12 protein-coding genes, 2 tRNA genes and 1 pseudogene are annotated in these 19,569 nt (G+C 58.5%); 8 read left to right on the top strand and 7 right to left on the bottom strand.

Features of this window, described 5'->3' with window-relative positions:
- Positions 1-38 precede the first annotated feature (38 nt).
- The 3 genes from uvrB to pyk all read left to right on the top strand — a co-directional run bounded on the left by uvrB (position 39) and on the right by pyk (position 5,105).
- Complete coding sequence (gene uvrB / locus ACZ41G_RS03745) at positions 39-2,150, top strand: excinuclease ABC subunit UvrB (protein WP_033493124.1); 2,112 nt, start codon at positions 39-41, stop codon at positions 2,148-2,150.
- Between the two features lie 290 nt (positions 2,151-2,440).
- A complete protein-coding gene (locus ACZ41G_RS03750; RefSeq protein ID WP_033505437.1) occupies positions 2,441-3,448 on the top strand; it encodes a TerC family protein in 1,008 nt (335 codons plus the stop codon).
- 214 nt (positions 3,449-3,662) lie between these two features.
- Positions 3,663-5,105 (top strand): pyruvate kinase, encoded by a 1,443-nt coding sequence (gene pyk / locus ACZ41G_RS03755; protein ID WP_029576322.1) that lies wholly within the window; start codon positions 3,663-3,665, stop codon positions 5,103-5,105.
- A 218-nt stretch (positions 5,106-5,323) separates the two neighbouring features.
- Here pyk and ACZ41G_RS03760 read toward each other — a convergent pair whose 3' ends face one another.
- The 4 genes and pseudogenes from ACZ41G_RS03760 to ACZ41G_RS03775 all read right to left on the bottom strand — a co-directional run bounded on the left by ACZ41G_RS03760 (position 5,324) and on the right by ACZ41G_RS03775 (position 7,970).
- Positions 5,324-5,989 carry an NUDIX domain-containing protein gene (locus ACZ41G_RS03760; RefSeq protein WP_412170258.1) on the bottom strand — a complete coding sequence of 222 codons (666 nt, stop codon included), beginning with the start codon at positions 5,987-5,989 and terminating at the stop codon, positions 5,324-5,326.
- A gap of 285 nt (positions 5,990-6,274) precedes the next feature.
- Positions 6,275-6,457 (bottom strand): hypothetical protein, encoded by a 183-nt coding sequence (locus tag ACZ41G_RS03765; protein ID WP_412170259.1) that lies wholly within the window; start codon positions 6,455-6,457, stop codon positions 6,275-6,277.
- Positions 6,458-6,652: 195 nt separating this feature from the next.
- Positions 6,653-7,375, bottom strand: a pseudogene (locus ACZ41G_RS03770) (ABC transporter substrate-binding protein); the annotation flags it as partial.
- 521 nt (positions 7,376-7,896) lie between these two features.
- Positions 7,897-7,970, bottom strand: a tRNA-Leu gene (locus tag ACZ41G_RS03775).
- Positions 7,971-8,257: 287 nt separating this feature from the next.
- Here ACZ41G_RS03775 and ACZ41G_RS03780 point away from each other — a divergent pair.
- From ACZ41G_RS03780 to glgX, 5 genes are all read left to right on the top strand, one after another.
- Positions 8,258-9,058 (top strand): ANTAR domain-containing response regulator, encoded by an 801-nt coding sequence (locus ACZ41G_RS03780; RefSeq protein WP_033505449.1) that lies wholly within the window; start codon positions 8,258-8,260, stop codon positions 9,056-9,058.
- Positions 9,048-12,113: a DNA polymerase I gene (polA, locus tag ACZ41G_RS03785; RefSeq protein ID WP_464146068.1), complete on the top strand. Its 3,066-nt coding sequence runs from the start codon at positions 9,048-9,050 to the stop codon at positions 12,111-12,113. The genes ACZ41G_RS03780 and polA overlap by 11 nt, the downstream gene beginning before the upstream one ends.
- A gap of 122 nt (positions 12,114-12,235) precedes the next feature.
- Entirely contained in the window at positions 12,236-13,123 is an 888-nt protein-coding gene (locus tag ACZ41G_RS03790) for a Nif3-like dinuclear metal center hexameric protein (protein WP_321046114.1), read from the top strand.
- A 90-nt stretch (positions 13,124-13,213) separates the two neighbouring features.
- The gene (locus ACZ41G_RS03795) at positions 13,214-13,912 is read left to right on the top strand and encodes an NUDIX hydrolase (protein WP_152570324.1); all 699 of its coding nucleotides are present in this window, start codon (positions 13,214-13,216) and stop codon (positions 13,910-13,912) included.
- A 111-nt stretch (positions 13,913-14,023) separates the two neighbouring features.
- Complete coding sequence (gene glgX, locus ACZ41G_RS03800) at positions 14,024-16,165, top strand: glycogen debranching protein GlgX (protein ID WP_152570325.1); 2,142 nt, start codon at positions 14,024-14,026, stop codon at positions 16,163-16,165.
- A 175-nt stretch (positions 16,166-16,340) separates the two neighbouring features.
- On the opposite strand, the gene ACZ41G_RS03805 is transcribed toward glgX, so the two are convergent.
- The 3 genes from ACZ41G_RS03805 to ACZ41G_RS03815 all read right to left on the bottom strand — a co-directional run bounded on the left by ACZ41G_RS03805 (position 16,341) and on the right by ACZ41G_RS03815 (position 19,479).
- Positions 16,341-17,681, bottom strand: a complete 1,341-nt coding sequence (locus tag ACZ41G_RS03805; protein ID WP_412170262.1) for an ABC transporter permease — start codon at positions 17,679-17,681, stop codon at positions 16,341-16,343.
- 151 nt (positions 17,682-17,832) lie between these two features.
- Positions 17,833-19,197 carry a hypothetical protein gene (locus ACZ41G_RS03810; RefSeq protein WP_464146071.1) on the bottom strand — a complete coding sequence of 455 codons (1,365 nt, stop codon included), beginning with the start codon at positions 19,195-19,197 and terminating at the stop codon, positions 17,833-17,835.
- Positions 19,198-19,402: 205 nt separating this feature from the next.
- Positions 19,403-19,479: transfer RNA gene (locus ACZ41G_RS03815), tRNA-Pro, on the bottom strand.
- Positions 19,480-19,569: the final 90 nt, after the last annotated feature.

The following is a 19,569-nucleotide window of genomic DNA, read 5'->3' on the forward strand; positions in this document are numbered from 1 at the left end:
ATGCGGACGGGTCATGCGGGACTCAATGGGAGGACGATATGGGCATTTCCATCGAACGCACAGACAAGCCATTTGTCGTCAAGGCCCCCTACAAGCCTTCTGGGGATCAACCCCAGGCCATCAAGGAGCTCGCCGAGCGGATTAACAATGGTGAGAACGATGTCGTGCTCATGGGCGCGACCGGCACCGGTAAAACCGCAACCGTCGCTTGGCTTATCGAGAAACTGCAACGGCCGACCCTGATTCTCGAGCCCAACAAGACCTTGGCGGCGCAGCTGTGCGCCGAATTCCGTGAGCTCATGCCTGACAACGCCGTGAGTTACTTCGTGTCCTACTACGACTATTACCAGCCGGAGGCTTACATCCCTCAAACGGACACCTATATCGAGAAGGATTCCAATATCAACGACGACGTCGAGCGTCTGCGCCACGCCGCCACCGCGAACCTGCTCACCCGTCGCGATTGCGTGGTCGTCGCTACGGTGTCATGCATTTACGGCTTGGGTACTCCCGAGGAATACGCGGGTCGCATGCTGTTCCTGAAGGAGGGTCAGCAGATCGATCGTGACACGCTGCTGCGCAAATTCGTTGACATGCAATACAAGCGCAACGACATCGCCTTCACACGCGGCACCTTCCGCGTGCGTGGCGATACCGTGGAGATCATCCCCGTGTATGAAGAGCTGGCCATCCGCATCGAGTTCTTCGGCGACGAAATCGATCGGATTTCCACCCTCCATCCGATCACCGGGGACGTCATCGACCATGTCAGTCAGGTGCATATCTTCCCGGCTTCGCACTATGTCGCCGGCCCCGAGCGCATGGAACGCGCGCTGCACACTATCAAGGAGGAACTCGACCAACGCGTCGCCGAGTTGCGCAAACAGGGCAAGGAACTGGAAGCGCAACGCCTGACCATGCGCACCACCTACGATTTGGAAATGCTGACCCAGGTGGGCACATGCGCCGGCGTTGAGAATTATTCACGGCATTTCGATGGCCGTGAGCCGGGCACCCCGCCGCATACCTTGTTGGATTTCTTCCCGGACGATTTCCTGCTCGTTATCGACGAGTCCCACGTCACAGTCCCACAAATCGGAGCCATGTACGAAGGGGACGCCAGCCGTAAACGCACGCTGGTCGAGCATGGCTTCCGTCTGCCTTCGGCGATGGATAACCGTCCGCTCAAATGGGACGAATTCCTTCAGCGCGTCGGGCAGACCGTCTATCTGTCGGCGACCCCGGGTGATTACGAGCTCGGGCTCTCCGACGGCGTGGTCGAACAGATCATCCGCCCCACCGGCCTGCTTGATCCGAAGATCGAGGTCAGGCCGGTCGAAGGGCAGATCGACGACCTGCTCGCCGAAATCAAGGATCGCGTAGCCAAGAACGAGCGTGCGCTGGTCACGACACTCACCAAGAAGATGGCAGAGGACCTGACCGATTACCTGCTCGACAAAGGCATCAAAGTCGAATATCTGCATTCCGATGTCGACACGCTGAGGCGCGTCGAGCTCCTGCGCGAGTTGCGTGAAGGCAAGATTGACGTGATTGTCGGCATCAACTTGTTGCGCGAGGGGCTTGATCTGCCAGAGGTTTCGTTGGTGGCGATATTGGATGCCGACAAGGAAGGATTCTTGCGGTCCTATCGTTCGCTGATCCAGACCATCGGCCGCGCCGCGCGAAATGTGTCGGGAACGGTCATCATGTACGCCGATGAAGTCACGGATGCCATGAACAAGGCGATTACGGAGACCGAAAGGCGGCGCGCCAAGCAGATCGCCTATAACAAGGAGCATCATATCGACCCCAAGCCGTTGATCAAGAAGATCAGCGACGTCAATGACATGATCGCCAAGGAGGATGTTGATACGCAGAGCCTGCTCGAAGGCGGGTATCGCAACGCCGGGAAAGCCGGCAATTCTCATCTCGGCGTGCCCAATGTCGATCAGGACGAGATCGAGAAACGGCATGAGGAAATCCTCAAAGCCGGGCTTCCGGCGCAGGATTTGGCCGATCTCATCCGTCAGATGAGCGAACAGATGCACACCGCCGCGGAACAACTCCAGTTCGAACTTGCCGCGCGGTTGCGCGATGAGATCCGCGACCTGAAAAAGGAACTTCGCCATATGACGCAGGCCCAGCAGTAGCGTAGTGCGGTCCGCAATCAGGCTGCAAGGCCGTCGCGGGAGTGTATTTCGGCGAGATTGTGCAGCAATAACGTAGACCGGTTCTACAACCAGACGGCTTGTGCAACCAAGCGTCGGGAAAATCGGGAAAAGTAGGGGGCGTGCCGGCTGAAACCGCAAAACACGCTCCCATAGACGCTACACGGCGCCGCGCTTGTGGGGTGCCAAGCCTCATAAACAAAGCAATGCGTCGCGACTGTTCTGACAGCTGCATCGATGGTGCGTCAGCCGTTCTTTCTATGCTTGTTCCTATGGCAGAAACTCCGGTAGCATTCATGATCGCGACCTTCGCCGTTCTCGCGGTATTCGTCGTCGTAGACCTGTTCATCATCGGCCGTAGGCCCCACGTGCCCTCGACCAAGGAATGCGTGCAACATATCGCGTTCTTCGTCGTGGCGGCCTTGATTTTCGGTGGCATCATCTGGGCTGTCGCCGGATCGAAGCCGGCTGTCGAGTTCTATTCCGGGTGGATGACCGAATACTCGCTCAGCATCGACAATCTCTTCGTCTTCGTCATCATCATGTCGAATTTCGCGGTTCCCAAGGAGCTGCAGAAATATGTCTTGAGCGTGGGCATCACCGTCGCCCTGGTGCTGCGTGGCATCTTCATTCTCGTTGGTGCGGCGATCATCCAGCGGTTCACATGGGTGTTCTTCCTGTTCGGCGCCTTCCTCATCGTCACCGCCCTCAAACTGGTCACCGGGCACGACGATGACGAGGAATACCATGAAAACGGCATAATCCGCGCGCTGCGTAAAGTCATGAAAATCACCGACGAATACGATGGCGAAAAATTGCGTACTGTCAAGAACGGGCAACGGTTCTGGACGCCGATGCTCATCGTGTTCCTGACCATCGGCACTACGGACGTCATGTTCGCCTTCGATTCCATCCCCGCGATTTTCGGTCTGACCAAAGACCCGTTCATCGTGTTCACTTCGAACGTGTTCGCCCTGCTGGGCTTGCAGCAGCTGTACTTCCTGCTCGGCAAACTGCTCGACAAACTCGTCTATCTTCCCGTCGGCCTGTCCATTGTGCTTGGATTCATCGGCATCAAGCTCATCATGGAGGCGCTGTCGGGCAATTCGCTACCGTTCATCAACAGCGGACACCCGGTGTCATGGGTGCCGGAAGTGCCGACTTGGCTGTCCTTGCTCGTGATTGTGCTCGCATTGGGTGGTTCCGCTGTAGCCAGCGTGCTCAAGATGAAGCAGGAGGATCGCAAGGAACAGGCGCAGCAGGTTTCAGACGGCGCCTGATGTAACGGTTCGCAGGCCCCCGACCTTGTCCTGATTGCCCGGCGGTAACACGCGGACATATCGACGGTGAACGCGGTATGAAGCCGATGTGAGCGTTCACAACACAGTTGCCTGAATGGTTGGCGCATGGTGGGGAAACCGAGTAGACTAGCACACGGAAACAGGATTCCCACCTGTTCAATAGAAAAGTAAGTTGAAACAGAGGCAGGTATTCATGCGTAAAGCAAAGATCGTCGACACGATCGGTCCAGCCACCGAGTCCCTCGAAGGCATCACCAAGCTCGTCGAAGCCGGTATGGACGTCGCGCGTCTCAACCGCTCGCACGGCACCCCTGAGGATCACCTCAAGGTCTACAACAACGTGCGTGCGGCTTCCAAGGCGACCGGCCGCAACGTCGCTGCGCTGGTTGACCTGCAGGGTCCGAAGATTCGCTGCGGTTGGTTCAAGAAGAACGCCGAAGGCGAAGACAAGGTCGAGCTGACCGAGGGTCAGGAATTCATCATCACCACCGACGACGTCGAGGGCGACGAGCACATCACCTCCACCACGTTCAAGGGTCTGCCGGGCGATTGCCATCCTGGCGACCCGATTCTCATCGATGACGGCAAGGTTCGTCTCGAGGTCACCAAGGTCGAGGGCAACAACGTGTACACCAAGGTTGTTGTGGCCGGCCCGGTTTCCAGCCACAAGGGCATCAACCTCCCGGGCGTCGCAGTTTCCCTGCCTGCTCTGACCGAGAAGGACGAAGCCGATCTGCGCTGGGCCATTCGCACTGGCGCCGACATCATCGCCATGTCCTTCGTGCGTTTCGCAACCGATATCGACCGCGCCCACGAAATCATGGATGAGGAAGGCCGTCGCATCCCGATCGTCGCGAAGATCGAGAAGCCGCAGGCTGTGGCGAACCTCGAAGACATCGTCAAGGCCTTCGACGGCATCATGGTCGCCCGTGGCGATATGGCCGTCGAAATGCCGTTCGAAGAGGTCCCGCTGGTCACCAAGCGCTGCATCGAGCTGGCACGCCAGTATGCCAAGCCGGTCATCGTGGCCACCGAAGTGCTCGGTTCCATGGTGCATTCCCCGGTTCCGTCCCGCGCTGAGGCTTCCGATTGCGCCAACGCCGTGCTTGACGGCGCCGACGCGACCATGACCTCCAACGAGACCGCCGTCGGCGAGTACCCGACCGAGACCGTCAAGACCATGTCCCGCATCTCCGGTTACGCCACCGAGCACGGCTTCGACCGTATCCCGGCGCTGAAGAACCTCGACATGTCCAACAGCGGTGCGGTTTCCTCCGCTGCTGTTGACCTGGCTGAGAAGGTCAACGCGAAGGCCATCGTCGCCTACACCCAGACCGGCAACACCGTGCATCGCGTGTCCCGCGAACGTCCGGCCGCTCCGATTTACGGCCTGACCACCAACGAGCACACCTATCACTGGCTGGCTCTGAGCTGGGGCACTGAAGCCTTCCTGTTGGATGAGGATTACCACGACAAGAACCGCAGCGATCTGATGGTGTTCACCGACAAGGTGCTGCGCGCTGCTGGCAAGGTCGCTGATGGCGATCGTATTGTCGTGCTGAGCTCCGCTCAGGGCGAGCATCGCCCGGGCAGCACGGATTCCATCTACGTGCACACGGTCGGCGCTTGCGACTGAGCCACTTGCTGCGATGAGCAGCGCTGTGCAGGGTTGGCGCATCCCAACCCCGCATGATTCATACTGCGCGATTCGATGGTTCGGATTGCACGGTCGTTGATGACAAGATTGCAAACGCAATTGGCCTCCCACACATTGCATGTGGGAGGCCAATTGCGTTTGTTGCGCTACTTCAGTAGTGCAGTTGTTAGCGTGCGCAGCACCACTGGGATTCGCGTTTACTTGGCTTTGCGTTCTGCGCGTGCCTTGGCAATGCGCTGAATCAGACGCGGATGGGCGCCCGCATGCTCCGCTTCCTCCGCCGCAAGATGCTCGCGCAGCCGCATGACGGCGATGATTGTCTTCGCGTCGATGATTGTGCCGTTGAGGATCATATCCGAGGCTTCCTCGGGGGTGATGAGACGGACGTCTGGGCGAGGAGTCTCCGGACCGAGTTCCCCGCGTTCGACGGCGGTCAGACCCGTCGCGAAGAACACCGCGGTATGCTGCGTGGAAAAGCTCGGCGTATTGATGAAACGCACGACCTGCACCAGCTCCTTGGCCTCATACCCGGCCTCCTCGCGCAGCTTGCGTACGGCGACATCATGCGGACGCTCGTTGGAATCCAAGGCGTGGCCGGCCGGTATTTCCAAGGTCCAGCGATGCGTAGGCAGGCGGTACTGCTCGACCAGGGGGATGCGGCCGTCATCAGTCAGTCCGATGATACCGACCGTGTCGCCATTGTTCTCTTCGACGATGAAGCGTTCAAAATGCCCAACTTTTGAGGAATCGAAAGATACCTGGTCCACATTGAAATAGTGGCTTTGCATGATTTGCCGGCGAGATTCCTCTTTGACTGGGGCAGGACGCCACGGATCGAACTTGCGGAAGGTTGTCTCACTCATTGTTCCTCCTTGATAACCGCTCAAAACAGCTCGGAGCGGTGGGTGCATCAGCTCTCATTCTACGCCGTTGAGGTGTGCTGTCACTGGGCATGTCCGCCTTCCTGGAGGATTCGGCTTGCGGCGAACTCGGACCCGGTGACTTGCATTTGTTCCCTTCTCCGGGTACGCCGAGACGCGACAGTGTGCACCCAGAAAGCTATTGGTCGCGCTGCTGGGCCTCGGTCCGCTGACGTGTGCGTGAGACCGCCGACTTCACGCACTGTCGTTACGTATGTGTTGTTGCCATCACACAGCGAGCGCCGGCACCGGCAGCGGTGCGATCAGCACGGTCGAGCCGGTGTGCAGCGTAGGAGGCAGCTCGCTGGCAGGCAACTGGATGGTCAACGGTGTGCCGCTGCCGGTGAGCACCGCATCCATACGGACGAGAGCGCCCAGGAAGTGGATGACGTTGACCCGTGTGACCCTCACAATCCGCTTTTGGAGCATCTTCTTCGGAACCGATGGCAATCAGCGCGATATTCTCAGGGCGTACGAGCACGGTGACATCCCCGGTACGCGATCCCTTGAGCAAGGGGGATGCGCTGGCCGAAGACTTCGGCTTGTGTGCCGTCGGAATGGCCGGGCAGACGATTGGTCAGGCCGATGAAAGTTGCCACGTATTCGGTTGCCGGCTTCCTTGAGCTTCTCGAAGGAGTCAAGGCCGGGCTGCAGGTTCTTGATCGTACCGCCGGACAGCTGGTTGGCCATGACGAATCCGTTGAAGGCGGCACCTGCCTCGGCGGGTTTGCCGTTCAGAGCGACCGTTCCAGCGAACTTAGAGTCGAGCAGATCGTCCAGTGAGCTGATGTCGCCGTACTTGTCGGCGTTCCAGCCGATGGATATGATGCCGGTGTAATCGGCGACATACTTGCCGTCGGCGTCTTTGGCGGAATCGGGAATGTCGTTCCACGCCTGCACCTTGTACGGCGCGAACTGCTCGGTGGTGGCCGAGGCGACCGCGAGACCGAGGTCGTAGACGTCGGGCGCGGCGTCCGTGCCCCTATTCGTCTTGCCCGCGTCGATCTCCTCCTTGGAGGAGGCGTTCGGGCTGAGCTCGGTGATCTTGATCTTCGGATACTTCTTCTTGAACGCTGCGATGACTTCGCCGTAATCAGACCAGTCGTGCGGCAGGGCGATGACGTTGAGCGTGCCCTCCTTTTCGGCGGCGGCCAGATCGTCCATCGTGCCGAAATCCTTGAGTGAAGTCGCCTTGGCGGACTTCTCGTTGACCGTCACGGCCTTGCCTGATGACGAGGCAGACGAGGAAGAGGAGGATCCGCATGCCGCCATGGACAGGGCGAGTACCGCTGCCATGGGGATGGCGATTGCCTTACGCAGGGAAATCATATGTGCCAGTCTTTCCTGAGTTTGTTTTTCGTTCGTTGTTGTTGTGTCTGTATGGACAGAAGGCACTATGTGCGTGCGGATTGAAGCGGGATTGACGTTGACATGAATTTCGGTGGGGTATGGTGTCGCGAAATTGAACTCATGATGAATCGCGATTGTGTGGCGGTATGTTGAGGCCAGCCAGCACGCCGTTGAATATAGTTCTTTGCTTCTGCCGACGCTGAGACACCTTTGAGCGTCGGTAGAGGGTTTTGCCGACGCTGAGCGGTTGGTGGGCGTCGGTAGAAGGTTGCAGGGACAAGCAGCGACTCGCGTGTTGGTCACCCTCATTGTCGGGTCACAATCTCACAAACTGGTGACGTTGGCTTCTGGTTTTGCGTGCGCGGTTTGTGGGGTATACAAACTGGTGACGCTGGGCGGGTGATTTGCGTAGACAGTTGGTATGGGATGGCGGTCCCGGCATGAAAAATGAGGAGACCGCCAAAAACGAAAAACCCGCCGATGGTGGCGGGTTGTTGAGGTGCCCCCGGTGGGACTCGAACCCACACTGTGCAGATTTTGAGGCTGCTTCCTCTACCAATTGGGATACAGGGGCGTGCTCCGTATTGAAGCAACAAAATAACAGTGTATCACATATCTGCGAGTGACACGAACATTTCAGCAATCGGACGATTTCATGCTTGATATTTGCCATACATCGCTTGGCACGCCCAAATTCGGCGTCGGAACCTTTGTCTTGACCTTGTCTGCTGGTATTATCGCTAATAGAATGACGGCAGATCGTGCCTGCGGTGTGGGTCCGCACAGAAGGGCATGGATCGGTCTCGGTGTCGGTGCGGCGCGTGCCAGCGTGCCTGCCGGATGATTAGGAAAGAGGCAGGGATGACTGCGAAGAACGAGACGGGACAGGCACAGCCGGATACCCCGGTGCTGACGGAGGATGAACTCAAGGCAGTTGCCGCCGGCGAGCCGGTCGTGCCGCAGGATAAGCAGGACGGTGACGCTCGCGGGGACGAGCATCGCAAGCGCACCGTTGTGGTCGCGGAGGATGAGTCCGTCAACCGTATGGATTTGGTCGCCATTCTCGAAGACAACGGTTATGAGGTCGTCGGTGAAGCCGCAAACGGTGAGGAAGCGGTCGAGCTGACACGCAAGTATCGTCCGGATGTCGTCTGCATGGACGTCAAAATGCCTCGCATGGACGGTATCACCGCCGCGGGTGTCATCTGCGACGAGAATATCGCCCCTGTGGTCATGCTCACCGCGTTCTCGCAGCCTGATCTGGTGAAGCAGGCGACCGGCGCAGGCGCTATGGCGTATGTGACCAAGCCGTATGAGGAATCCAAGCTGCTGCCGGCGTTGGAAGTCGCTATGGGGCGGTTCCAGGAAATCAACGATTTGCTTGACAACGTGGAACGCAGCGAAAACGAGCTCAATGAAACCCGTGAACAGTTGCGCGACGCCGAAGAAAAGCTGAAGAAGGCGCAGGAATCTTTGGAAGAGCGCAAGCTCGTCGACCGCGCTAAGGGTCTGCTCATGGACAAGGCGGACTTCTCCGAGCAAGGGGCGTTCCGCTGGATCCAAAAGACATCCATGGATCAGCGCATTCCGAAGAAGCGTCTCGCCATGGCGATTATCGCGAAGTATGGCGATCAGAAGCCGGATGCCGACGATGAGCGATAACTCCCAAGCTCAAAACGCTCAACAAGGTGCCGCGGAGAAGGATTTCCGCGGCACCTTGCTCGTCGTGGACGGACACTCGCTCGCGTTCCGCGCGTATTTCGCCCTTCCCGTCGAGAACTTCTCTACCGCGAGCGGTCAGGCGACGAACGCGGTCTGGGGCTTCGCCAAGATGCTCGCGCAGGTCATCGAGACCGAGCACCCCGATAAACTCGCCGTCGCGTTCGATGTCAAAGGCGGTACGTTCCGCAATGATCTGCTGCCGCAATACAAAGGCACGCGCGAAGCGGCACCGGAAGATTTGCTCAGCCAGCTGCCGCTCATCCAGGAGATGCTCGCCGCGCTCGGCGTCACCTACATCGAAAAGCCCGGGTTTGAAGGCGACGACATCATCGGCACTCTGGCGACCATGGGTGAACGCGAACGGTACCGCACTCTCGTGCTCTCCGGCGACCGCGATGCATTCCAGCTCGTGGACGATGCGATTACTGTCCTGTACCCGGGCCACCATTTCAAAGACCTCAAGCATATGACCCCGCAGGCGGTGGAGGAGAAGTACCACGTCACCCCGCAGCAGTACCCCGATTTGGCGGCACTGCGCGGCGAGACCGCTGACAATATCCCCGGCGTGCCCGGCGTGGGTGACGGTTATGCGGCCAAATGGATCGGCCAATACGGCTCGCTCCAAGGCATCATCGAACACGCTGACGAAATCGGCGGTAAAAAAGGCCAGGCCCTGCGCGACAATCTTGATCAGGTCAAACTCAACCGCAAAGTCAACGCGTTGGTGCGCGACCTTGATCTCGGCGTCGACATGGATGACTTTGATTTCGGGCCGATGAATCGCGAACAGCTGTCAGCCTTGTTCTCGAAGCTTGAATTCGGCGTTCGCACACGCAATCTGGTCGTCAAGGCGTTCAGCGGCGGCAACAGCGCGTCGGCAGCGTTGCACGACTCCTCCAAGACCGCCTCTGCTGACACCGACGAGCGTCCCGGCGAATCAGTCAGTCTCGTCAAGGATTGTCCGGCAAGCCGGATACGGGACTGGGCGCAGCGGTATCAGGCGCAACACGCCGCCAACACCGACGCAACAACCCTCGCCGAAAGCGAACAATCGAAGACAGTAGCGGTCGCCCCGGCCCAATCCGCGGCCAAGCCAGCGCCAGCCACTGCCGGTACGCCCGCTTCTCCGGAAGCTTCTTCCTCTTCCGACTCGCCTGACAGTGACACCTCCGAATCAACGGAGCGCCGGAGCGAACCGGAAAAGACCGCAACATCAAGCATCGTCATCGACCATCACGCCGTGAGCGCCCCGAAAGTCGCCCAAGGCTGGGTGCTGTACGCTGACGGTGATCCGAAACCTGGCGCTCCACACTGCACGGGTGTGGCCTTGCTGGCAGGTGACGAGGCGTTGGCATTCACCCCGCCGCTTGAACCGGATGTGGCTGCCGCAATCCAGACTTTCATCGACGCCAACCACGACACGATGATCGTCCACGGGTACAAAGAGCATCTGCACCTTCTGGAAAGCATCGGCATTCATCTGCGTCGGCCTGCATTTGACACCAAACTCGCCTGCTATCTGGTGCTTCCCGACTATCATCCCGACTCCCTTGAGCAGGCTGCGGTCCGGTTCGCGGACATCCACCTTGACCAGCCGGAACGTCCGGCTCAAGGCCAGCTTGACCTTGACGGCCTGGATGATTCAGGTGCGGCCGCATCACAGGATGATGCGACGATCACCGCGAAACTGGCTACCGTCAGGGAGCTTGCAGTGCGGTTGTCTGCAACGTTGGACGAGCGCGAGCAATACGGGCTGTTGCGTTCGCTCGAATTGCCGGTTTCCGAGGTGCTTCACAGGATGGAGGACGCGGGGGCGTGCGTCGATCAGACGCGTCTGGTGGCCATGCGCGACCAGTTTGCCGCCGATGCCGCACAAGCTCAGGAAATCGCATGGCGTGCAGCCGGCAGCGAAGTGAACCTGCAAAGCCCCAAGCAGTTGAGTAGCATACTGTTCGACAAACTCGGCCTGCGGCCGCTGCGCAAGACCAAATCCGGCCAGTACAAGACGGATGCGGCGACATTGACCGCCTTGTACGCACAATCGGCAAATGGCAATGAGCAGGCGAACGATTTCCTGGGAGCGTTGCTGCGTCACCGGGAAACCAATAAGCTCAAGCAGATTGTCCAGACCTTGATTGATGCGACCAACCCCCATGACAGCCGTATCCACACGACTTTCGAGCAGACGGTCGCGGCCACGGGACGCTTGAGTTCGGTCGATCCGAATCTGCAGAACATCCCCAACCGCAATGCGATGGGGCGGGAGATCCGTTCAGCGTTCGTTCCCGGGCCGGGATTCTCGTCATTGCTCAGCTGCGACTATTCGCAGGTCGAGTTGCGCATTATGGCTGATTTGTCAGGGGATGAGGCGCTGATTGAAGCGTTCCGTTCCGGGGCTGATTTCCATAAGTATGTGGCCAGCTTGGTGTATCAGGTTCCGGTGGACGACATCACTCCGGACCAGCGCAGCCACGTCAAGGCGATGAGTTACGGCCTGGCATACGGTTTGAGCACGTATGGTCTCGCGCAGCAGCTGCATATCAGCCCTGCGGAGGCCGACGTGCTCAAAGAGAAGTATTTCGCCACCTTCGGCAAAGTCCATGACTATCTCGAGTCGTTGGTCAGCAACGCGCGGAAGGTCGGGTACACCGAGACCTTGTTCGGCCGACGCAGATACTTCCCGGGATTGTCCAGCTCCAATGCAAGGGCGAGAAATGCCGCCGAACGCGCCGCACTCAACGCGCCCATCCAGGGGTCGGCGGCGGACATCATGAAAATCGCGATGATCCGCGCCGATCAGGCCTTGAGGGATGCCGGCGTGGCCAGCAGAATCATCCTGCAAATTCACGACGAACTCGTGGTGGAAATCGCGCCTGGCGAGGAGGAGCAGGTCTCTGCACTGGTCAGCGACGCGATGGAACATGCCGTGACCCTGGCGGTGCCGCTTGACGTGTCGGTTGGTATCGGCGCTGATTGGCAGCTTGCCGCCCATTAGCCCTCTGCATGGCGGACCCTCGTAAGAGGAGACATGAGGACCATGCCAACAGACATATCGAGTTGAACTGGTGCCGTCAACGGTGATTTTGCGTTAACGGCACCGGTGGAAAGCGAGGACGAATGCCGAATCTGCAAACCGTTGTGGACGCTTTGGAGACCTTGTATCCGCTGCGATACGCGGAATCGTGGGACGCGCCGGGACTGATTGTCGGCGATTTGGACGCTCCGGTCACCCGCATCGCTTTTGCGGCGGATCCGACGCATACGGTCATCGATCAGGCGCTCGCATGGCATGCCGACCTGCTGGTCACCCATCACCCGCTGTTCTTCCGCGCGGTGCACGAGACCTCCGGATCTGGCGCACATGGTGCGATTGTCAGCGAGCTGTACCGCCACGGTTGCGCGCTGTGGGTGGGACATACCAATGCCGACGCCGCATACCGTGGTGTGGGGCAGGCGGCCGCCGACGCATTCGGACTGCAAGACCTGCGGCCGCTGGAGCCGATTGATGATCCGCAATCACCGCACGCGGTCGGTATCGGGCGTGTCGGCCGGTTACCCCAACCGATGCCATTGCGTGATTTCGCACGGATTGTGGCCCGCGAGCTGCCGCACACCGAATACGGTATCCAAGTCGCCGGCGAGCTTGACGCACCGGTGTCCACGGTCGCCGTACTGCCGGGGTCTGGCGATTCGATGTTCGACGTGGTCCGTGCCAGCGGGGCGGACGTGTACGTGACCAGCGATTTGCGCCACCATCCGGCTACGGATGCGCTTGAGCAGGCGCGCTGGGAGGCGTCGCTTCGCCGGCAGGGCCTGCATGCGGGCAGTGGGGACGGCCATATGCGCCCGGCGCTCATCAACACCCCGCATTCGGCGATTGAATCCCTGTGGTTCAGGTATGCGTTGGATGACGTCCCTGCGGCGGTTGAAACACGGTTCGGCGAGCGTCCCGAAGTCACGTGGATTGATACGCGCACTGACCCGTGGGATCTGGTGATTCGCTGAACCGTCCCGGCCAAGAGTCAGGCTCAGCATCAGGTTCATCAGACCATGCATACGATCCGCCCGTGGGTGGGCAGAGAGGAGAACACGGACATGACACAAGATTCAGCTCACAGCGGGCAGACCCGCAATACGCCGCTTCTGCATCATGGTGCTCAGAGCGAACTCGACGCGAGGCGTCTACTTGATCGTTCGTCGGATGGCGTCGATATGAACGGTTCCGTCCGCGAAATCAGCCGCAAGACGGTGTTCGAAGGCCCGATTTTCGCCATCGACGATATCGTTCTCGATCTGCCGACAACCGATGGCGGTACCGCGCGAATCCGCAGGCAGCTGATCCGACACGCCCCATGCGTGGTCATGCTGGTGCACGACGTGCCGGGTGACCGCTACCTCATCGAACGCGAATACCGAGTCGGTTCCAACCGTTTCGCCTACGGCTTGCCGGCAGGCCTGATGGACGCGGGCGAGAACCCCGAGCAGGCCGCTCTGCGTGAGCTGTCCGAGGAAACCGGCACCGTGCCTGACAACCTGCCCGCCGTCCGCTTCGACCATGTTGGGGCGTACTACTCGTCCGAAGGCATGACCGACGAGCTCGCCAATATCATGGTCATCCACCTTGACCGTTGGCATACCGAAGACCGGCATTTTGACGCCGACGAGCATGTCGAATCGGCGTGGGTCTCCTGGCAACAGCTGCTGGACACGCCCGTGACTGAATCCAACGCCATCATCGCCATCCAGCATGAGATGCTGCGCCGCACCAAGCATATGGGCGATACCGTCGCGTAAACCAATCGGACGGAACCGTTCGGGCGGCACCAATCAAAGGCGCGCCAACCGAGAAACACACGGCGGGCAAGCCTGCGAACATGAAGCGGCAAAACGTGAGATACTGGAATCATGCAAATCAGACCTGGTTCCATGTTTCCGCTCGGAGCAAGCTATGATGGCGCGGGCGTGAATTTCGCATTGTTCTCGCAGGTGGCAGACAAAGTCGAACTGTGCCTGTTCGATGAGAACGACCATGAGACACGCGTTGAGATGACCGAGAAGAACTCATACGTGTGGCACAACTATCTTCCCGGCATCCAGCCAGGGCAACGTTACGGGTATCGCGTCTACGGGCCGTATGATCCCGAGCACGGTTTGCGGTGCAACCCGCACAAGCTGCTCTTGGACCCGTATGCCAAGGCGATTGAAGGCAACATCGACGGTGATGAGAGCCTGTACTCGTACTGGTTCCGCAGCCCGGACGACACGCATGACATGAACACGCTCGATTCGGCCGCCCACACGATGAAAGCTGCGGTTATCAACCCGTACTTCGATTGGGGCAATGACCAGCATCCGTTCATCCCGTACCACGATTCGGTGATCTACGAGGCGCACGTGCGCGGCATGACCAACCTCAACACGATGGTGCCACCGGATATCCGCGGCACCTACGCGGGGCTGGCGTACCCGGGCGTAATCGAATATCTCAAGAAGCTCGGCGTCACTGCCATCGAGCTCATGCCGATCCACCAGTTCGTCAACGACTCGTTCCTGCAGGAAAAAGGCCTGAGCAACTACTGGGGATACAACACCATCGGCTTCTTCGCGCCACAGAACTCTTATTCGAGCTCAGGCGAGCGCGGCGAGCAGGTCAACGAGTTCAAGTCGATGGTCAAGGCATACCATCATGCCGGCATGGAAGTCATCCTCGACGTCGTCTATAACCATACGGCCGAAGGCAGCAACTACGGACCTACCTTGAGCTTCCGCGGCATCGACAACAAGGCCTACTACCGTCTCGTGGACAACGACCAACGCCACTACTTCGACACCACCGGCACCGGCAACTCGCTGCTCATGCGCTCGCCGTACGCGCTGCGACTGATCACCGACAGCCTGCGCTACTGGGTTACGGAAATGCATGTCGACGGGTTCCGTTTTGATCTCGCCGCGACGCTCGCACGCCAGTTCCAGGAAGTCGATAAGCTGTCGGCGTTCTTCGACATCGTCGAACAGGATCCGGTCATCTCGCGGGTCAAGCTGATCGCCGAACCGTGGGATCTGGGCTCGGGCGGTTATCAGGTCGGTGGCTTCCCGTCCAGCTGGTCGGAATGGAACGGCCGGTACCGCGATTGCGTTCGCGATTTCTGGCGTTCGCAGCCTTCGACCTTGCCGGAATTCGCCAGCCGATTGATGGGCAGTTCGGACCTCTATGAGCAGAACGGGCGCAGGCCGGTCGCGTCGGTGAATTTCATCACCGCGCATGACGGCTTCACTATGAACGATCTGGTCAGCTACAACAACAAGCACAATGAGGCGAACGGCGAAGGCAATCGCGATGGCGAAAGCAACAACCGTTCCTGGAACTGCGGTGTCGAAGGCCCGACGAGCATACGTGACGTCAACGAACTGCGTGAACGGCAGATGCGCAACATGTTCGCCACCCTCTTGGTCAGCCAAGGCATCCCGATGATCTGCGGCGGTGACGAGGTCGCGCGCACTCAGCAGGGCAACAACAACGCGTATTGCCAGGACAACGAGATCTCGTGGACCAATTGGGATCTCAACGATTCCCAGAGGGATTTGCTGCGGTTCGTCAGCAAGATGATCCATCTGCGGCTCGACCATCCGGTGCTGCACCGCCGCCGCTTCTTCACGGGGCGTACGCCGGGCGATGACGAAAATACGATACCGCAGGTCGAATGGTTCGACCATCTCGGGCGGATCATGGATATGAATGATTGGCAGAACACGCATGCCTCGTCGATGATGGTGTATCTCAACGGCAAGGATATTCCCGAGAGCGACTGGTACGGCAACCAGATGGTCGACAACGATTTCATCCTGATTTTCAACGCCCACTACGAGCCGATCATGTTCACACTGCCTGACGAGAAATACGGGCAGAAGTGGCAGCTGGTTGTCGATACCTACAATCCCAAGGGACCGGAATTGAGCTATGAGGCCGGGTTCGACATCACCGCGCAATCGCGTAGTTTCCTGCTGCTCATGAGCGTGGATGATACAGACAAGGAGGAGCTGTTCTGAAGGAACCGCTCTGAACGCGTGGTTGTACAGGGATATCCGATGATTGTCCGGCGATCGGCAGTGATTGACTGGACCGCACAAACTGGTGACGCTAGGCCAGCCGCTAGCGTCGCCAGCTTGTACGGGCAGACTGGTCGGTACTGCCGACCGCCGAATGTCGTGCTGCTGTGCCCGATTACTGATCGGATGCGAGCCGCGACTCCAGCGACGAATCAACCGGTTTCGTCTCGATTGTCGAGCGATGCCGGGAAGGCAACCAGCGCAACCAATGGTGGCGACCGGATTTCGAATGATGGTCGTCGGTGGCGCCTGAACCGGCTGTCTTGGCAGCTTCCACATCGTCTTTGGATGCTCTCGTCACCGGCACGTTGACCGGAATTGGCACGGTCCGCATCGCATCAGCGTCGTTGCCGCTTGCGGCGACATCATACTGGGCGTGCAGAAGCTGGGCCTGGACACGGTCGGTTTCAATCGCCGCAATCTGCCTGGTGAACACCACGAACCATCCGAGGAAGAGCAGTCCGGCGAACGCCTCGACATTCGTCAGCGTATTCTCGCCTTCTAACCAGATGATGCCAGTATAAGCGCACACGACGATCGCGAGATCAGAGATTACATACACCGCTTTCGACAGCTGCGGCGCCAACCATGGCAGGGCGAGCATCAGAATACCCATGACTCCGGGCAGACTACGTGCGAACACGTTGTGCAATACCGGATGCGGGGTGTAACGGAACATGCCGATGCCGAAGAACTCGATACCGGCGAGCGTGAGCAGAATCCCGAGAATGACGGTGCGCGGAATGAAATGGGGGATAGGACCCGAACCCAGTTTTGTCTCGTCGCCATGCCAGCGCAGACGTTGCCGGTAATTCGCTACGAGCTCGGAGATGGCGAAGTAGCTGATGATGATGATGCAAATGCCGCCGAGCATGAGTGTGGAATTGAACATGCGTGCCGCGAACGTGGTGCGGTCGCCTAGCTGGGAGAAATTGTTGTTTGCCCAATACGGGTCGTCGCTGGTCGAGCCCGCGGTGCTGACGCCTGCGATGATGAAGAACGGCAGCAGGAACGCCAGTGTTTTCGCGTTCATGAGTTCTGCCTGCACGAAAGTCAGATAGCCGACGATTCCTGAGAATGCGGCGCAAATCGCAGGAAGGTACCCGGTCATCGTCTTGCCCATGAGCGAATTGATCATGTCGAGGAACATGAACGACGTGAGGAATATCGTCGATCCGTACACAACCGATAATGCGAGCACCTCAAACAGACGCCGGACGACGAGATACCAATGGTGTTTCTCTCGCAACGACCTGGAGAAGTGCGTATACCCGATGATGAACGAAACGACGGCGCATCCCGCGGCGATACCTGAACATGCGGTGAATGTGCGCTGGGTCAGCTGCCAGATTGCGGGCGCGTAGGCGCGGAACATGGTCATCGCGAAGTACCCGATGACCGCACAGACGACACAGGAAATCAGCCCCGACGATTCAGCCCGCTGGTTACGTCCCACGTCGTTCTCCTCTCATTGCCTTGCAGCAGCCATTGTATCGCCAGCGATAGAGGGGCGGTGATGCGGGCTTTTCAGTCAAAGCCGCTACGATTGAACAGCAGGATGGAGGCGGTGTCGCATTTAGGCGTGTGCATGGATTTCTGTGTCCATGTCAATGTGTGGCGAAAACAGGTGCTACGCAATCTTTGTCGACAACCATGGTGTCATCGAAGGAGTGCCAGGAACCATACTGGAAGTGGTCGGAATTGCCGCCGCTGGTTGTGAGATTCAGCGTAAGCTTGCCGCCTACGAAGTCGTATATATTGCACGCGATTGTTCCGTTGTTCTGTGGTTTGCACTGGCCTATGGACAGTGAGTCGCTGCTGAGCTTGCCTGGTGTGTACGCGACCGTCCACGCGGAATAGACTTGCGGATCGAGGTATTTCGAGATGAACGTGCACGTGTTGTCTGACAGGTCACGCGCATTGAGCTTGCTGACGCAGCTGCGCGTATGAACGTCCAACTGTCGCAACATCGAAGTCTTGGCTTGATCGGTGAAATCATAGTCAATGGAGAAGGAATATGGCAAACTCGCATTGACGACGGCAACCCATGTGCCGTCGTCGGAACGTGTTTCACCGTAGCGATAACGGTCTGATTCGGTATCGTCAGTACTGGTGGCGTCGGAACCATCCGTATTGCCGGAACTGTCGGCGCTGCCGGCAGTGTTGTCACCATCGGTTCCGGATGTTTCAGGAACGCGCGTATTGGAGGAACCATACGGAATGAAGATATCTCGTTGGACAACGGTGAACAGTTTCGGATTGTCCGCAGGTAGAGGCGTGCTGACCGCATAGATGCCTGGGTATGCGGGAACATAGAAATCATCGTCGTCGATGTCAAGCATTAACTTGCTCTTGCAGTATTTCTTCGATGTAGGACATATCGAGTTCAGGTTGAAACCGGTATCGGACACTGGCACACCATTCACCGTGAATCGTTCGGACCGTGGCAGTTTCATCACGTTGAGCAGGCTTTGATCAAACGCCCATGAGCCATTGGGCTTCATGTGCAGATGGAGCATGCTTGAACCACGATATTGTTCCCCTTGCGTATTGCCCAGAGTGTAGAACAGATGAACCGAGTATCGCAACGGTGAGAAAGATTCGTGCTTGAAATCGATGTCATACGATGTGATGCGATGATTGGCGTCCAGCACGCCGTGGGCGAACAGTACACGCGCGGATTGCGGCACATTTGGGTTGGCGAGTTGTGTAGTATGTTCGAAATCGCCATTCGCAACGGCACGGACATACGAGGCAACCAGTTCACGCGGCGCCTTAACCCGAGGCAAGATAAGCGAAGCCGCGATAAGCGCCACGATGATGACGACAACTGCGGCGATACACGACGAGGGCTGCAATGCAGCAAACGGCGATGTCTTCTTGGAAAAGATATCGAGCTCCTGATCCGCGGATGTGTCGGCCGACGATTCTTCGAAGGGAAAAGCTGAATCATGGCACGATGATGAATCCATGCCAGCCGGTGTCGGGGCCGTGTCGTCCTCGTCGTATGGAGCATCCAGGTGGGAGCGTCATCCGTGCATATCCTTGCCTTTCGTGAATCGGTATTCGTCATTGTGCTACGGTCACTTGCAACGTCATGCCACGGTGACATGTCATGGTGAGTCTTGGAAAGGAAAAAGAAACCAAATCATTGGACCCCCAACGATTTGGCTTTTGTGGTCGGGCTGACAGGATTTGAACCTGCGACATCCTGCTCCCAAAGCAGGCGCGCTACCAAACTGCGCTACAGCCCGATGTGTCAAACGGCACAGTCACCCATTATACCTAAAGCCAAGACGAGTACGACACGACACTGTTATTCCATCGCCATTTCGCCGGAGTTC

The sequence above is a fragment of the Bifidobacterium porcinum genome (assembly GCF_055378475.1).

Coding starts and splice junctions, on each gene's coding strand:
- uvrB (WP_033493124.1), top strand. CDS start 39: ATGGGCATTTCCATCGAACGCACAGACAAGCCATTTGTCGTCAAGGCC.
- ACZ41G_RS03750 (WP_033505437.1), top strand. CDS start 2,441: ATGGCAGAAACTCCGGTAGCATTCATGATCGCGACCTTCGCCGTTCTC.
- pyk (WP_029576322.1), top strand. CDS start 3,663: ATGCGTAAAGCAAAGATCGTCGACACGATCGGTCCAGCCACCGAGTCC.
- ACZ41G_RS03760 (WP_412170258.1), bottom strand. CDS start 5,989: ATGAGTGAGACAACCTTCCGCAAGTTCGATCCGTGGCGTCCTGCCCCA.
- ACZ41G_RS03780 (WP_033505449.1), top strand. CDS start 8,258: ATGACTGCGAAGAACGAGACGGGACAGGCACAGCCGGATACCCCGGTG.
- polA (WP_464146068.1), top strand. CDS start 9,048: ATGAGCGATAACTCCCAAGCTCAAAACGCTCAACAAGGTGCCGCGGAG.
- ACZ41G_RS03790 (WP_321046114.1), top strand. CDS start 12,236: ATGCCGAATCTGCAAACCGTTGTGGACGCTTTGGAGACCTTGTATCCG.
- ACZ41G_RS03795 (WP_152570324.1), top strand. CDS start 13,214: ATGACACAAGATTCAGCTCACAGCGGGCAGACCCGCAATACGCCGCTT.
- glgX (WP_152570325.1), top strand. CDS start 14,024: ATGCAAATCAGACCTGGTTCCATGTTTCCGCTCGGAGCAAGCTATGAT.
- ACZ41G_RS03810 (WP_464146071.1), bottom strand. CDS start 19,197: ATGGATTCATCATCGTGCCATGATTCAGCTTTTCCCTTCGAAGAATCG.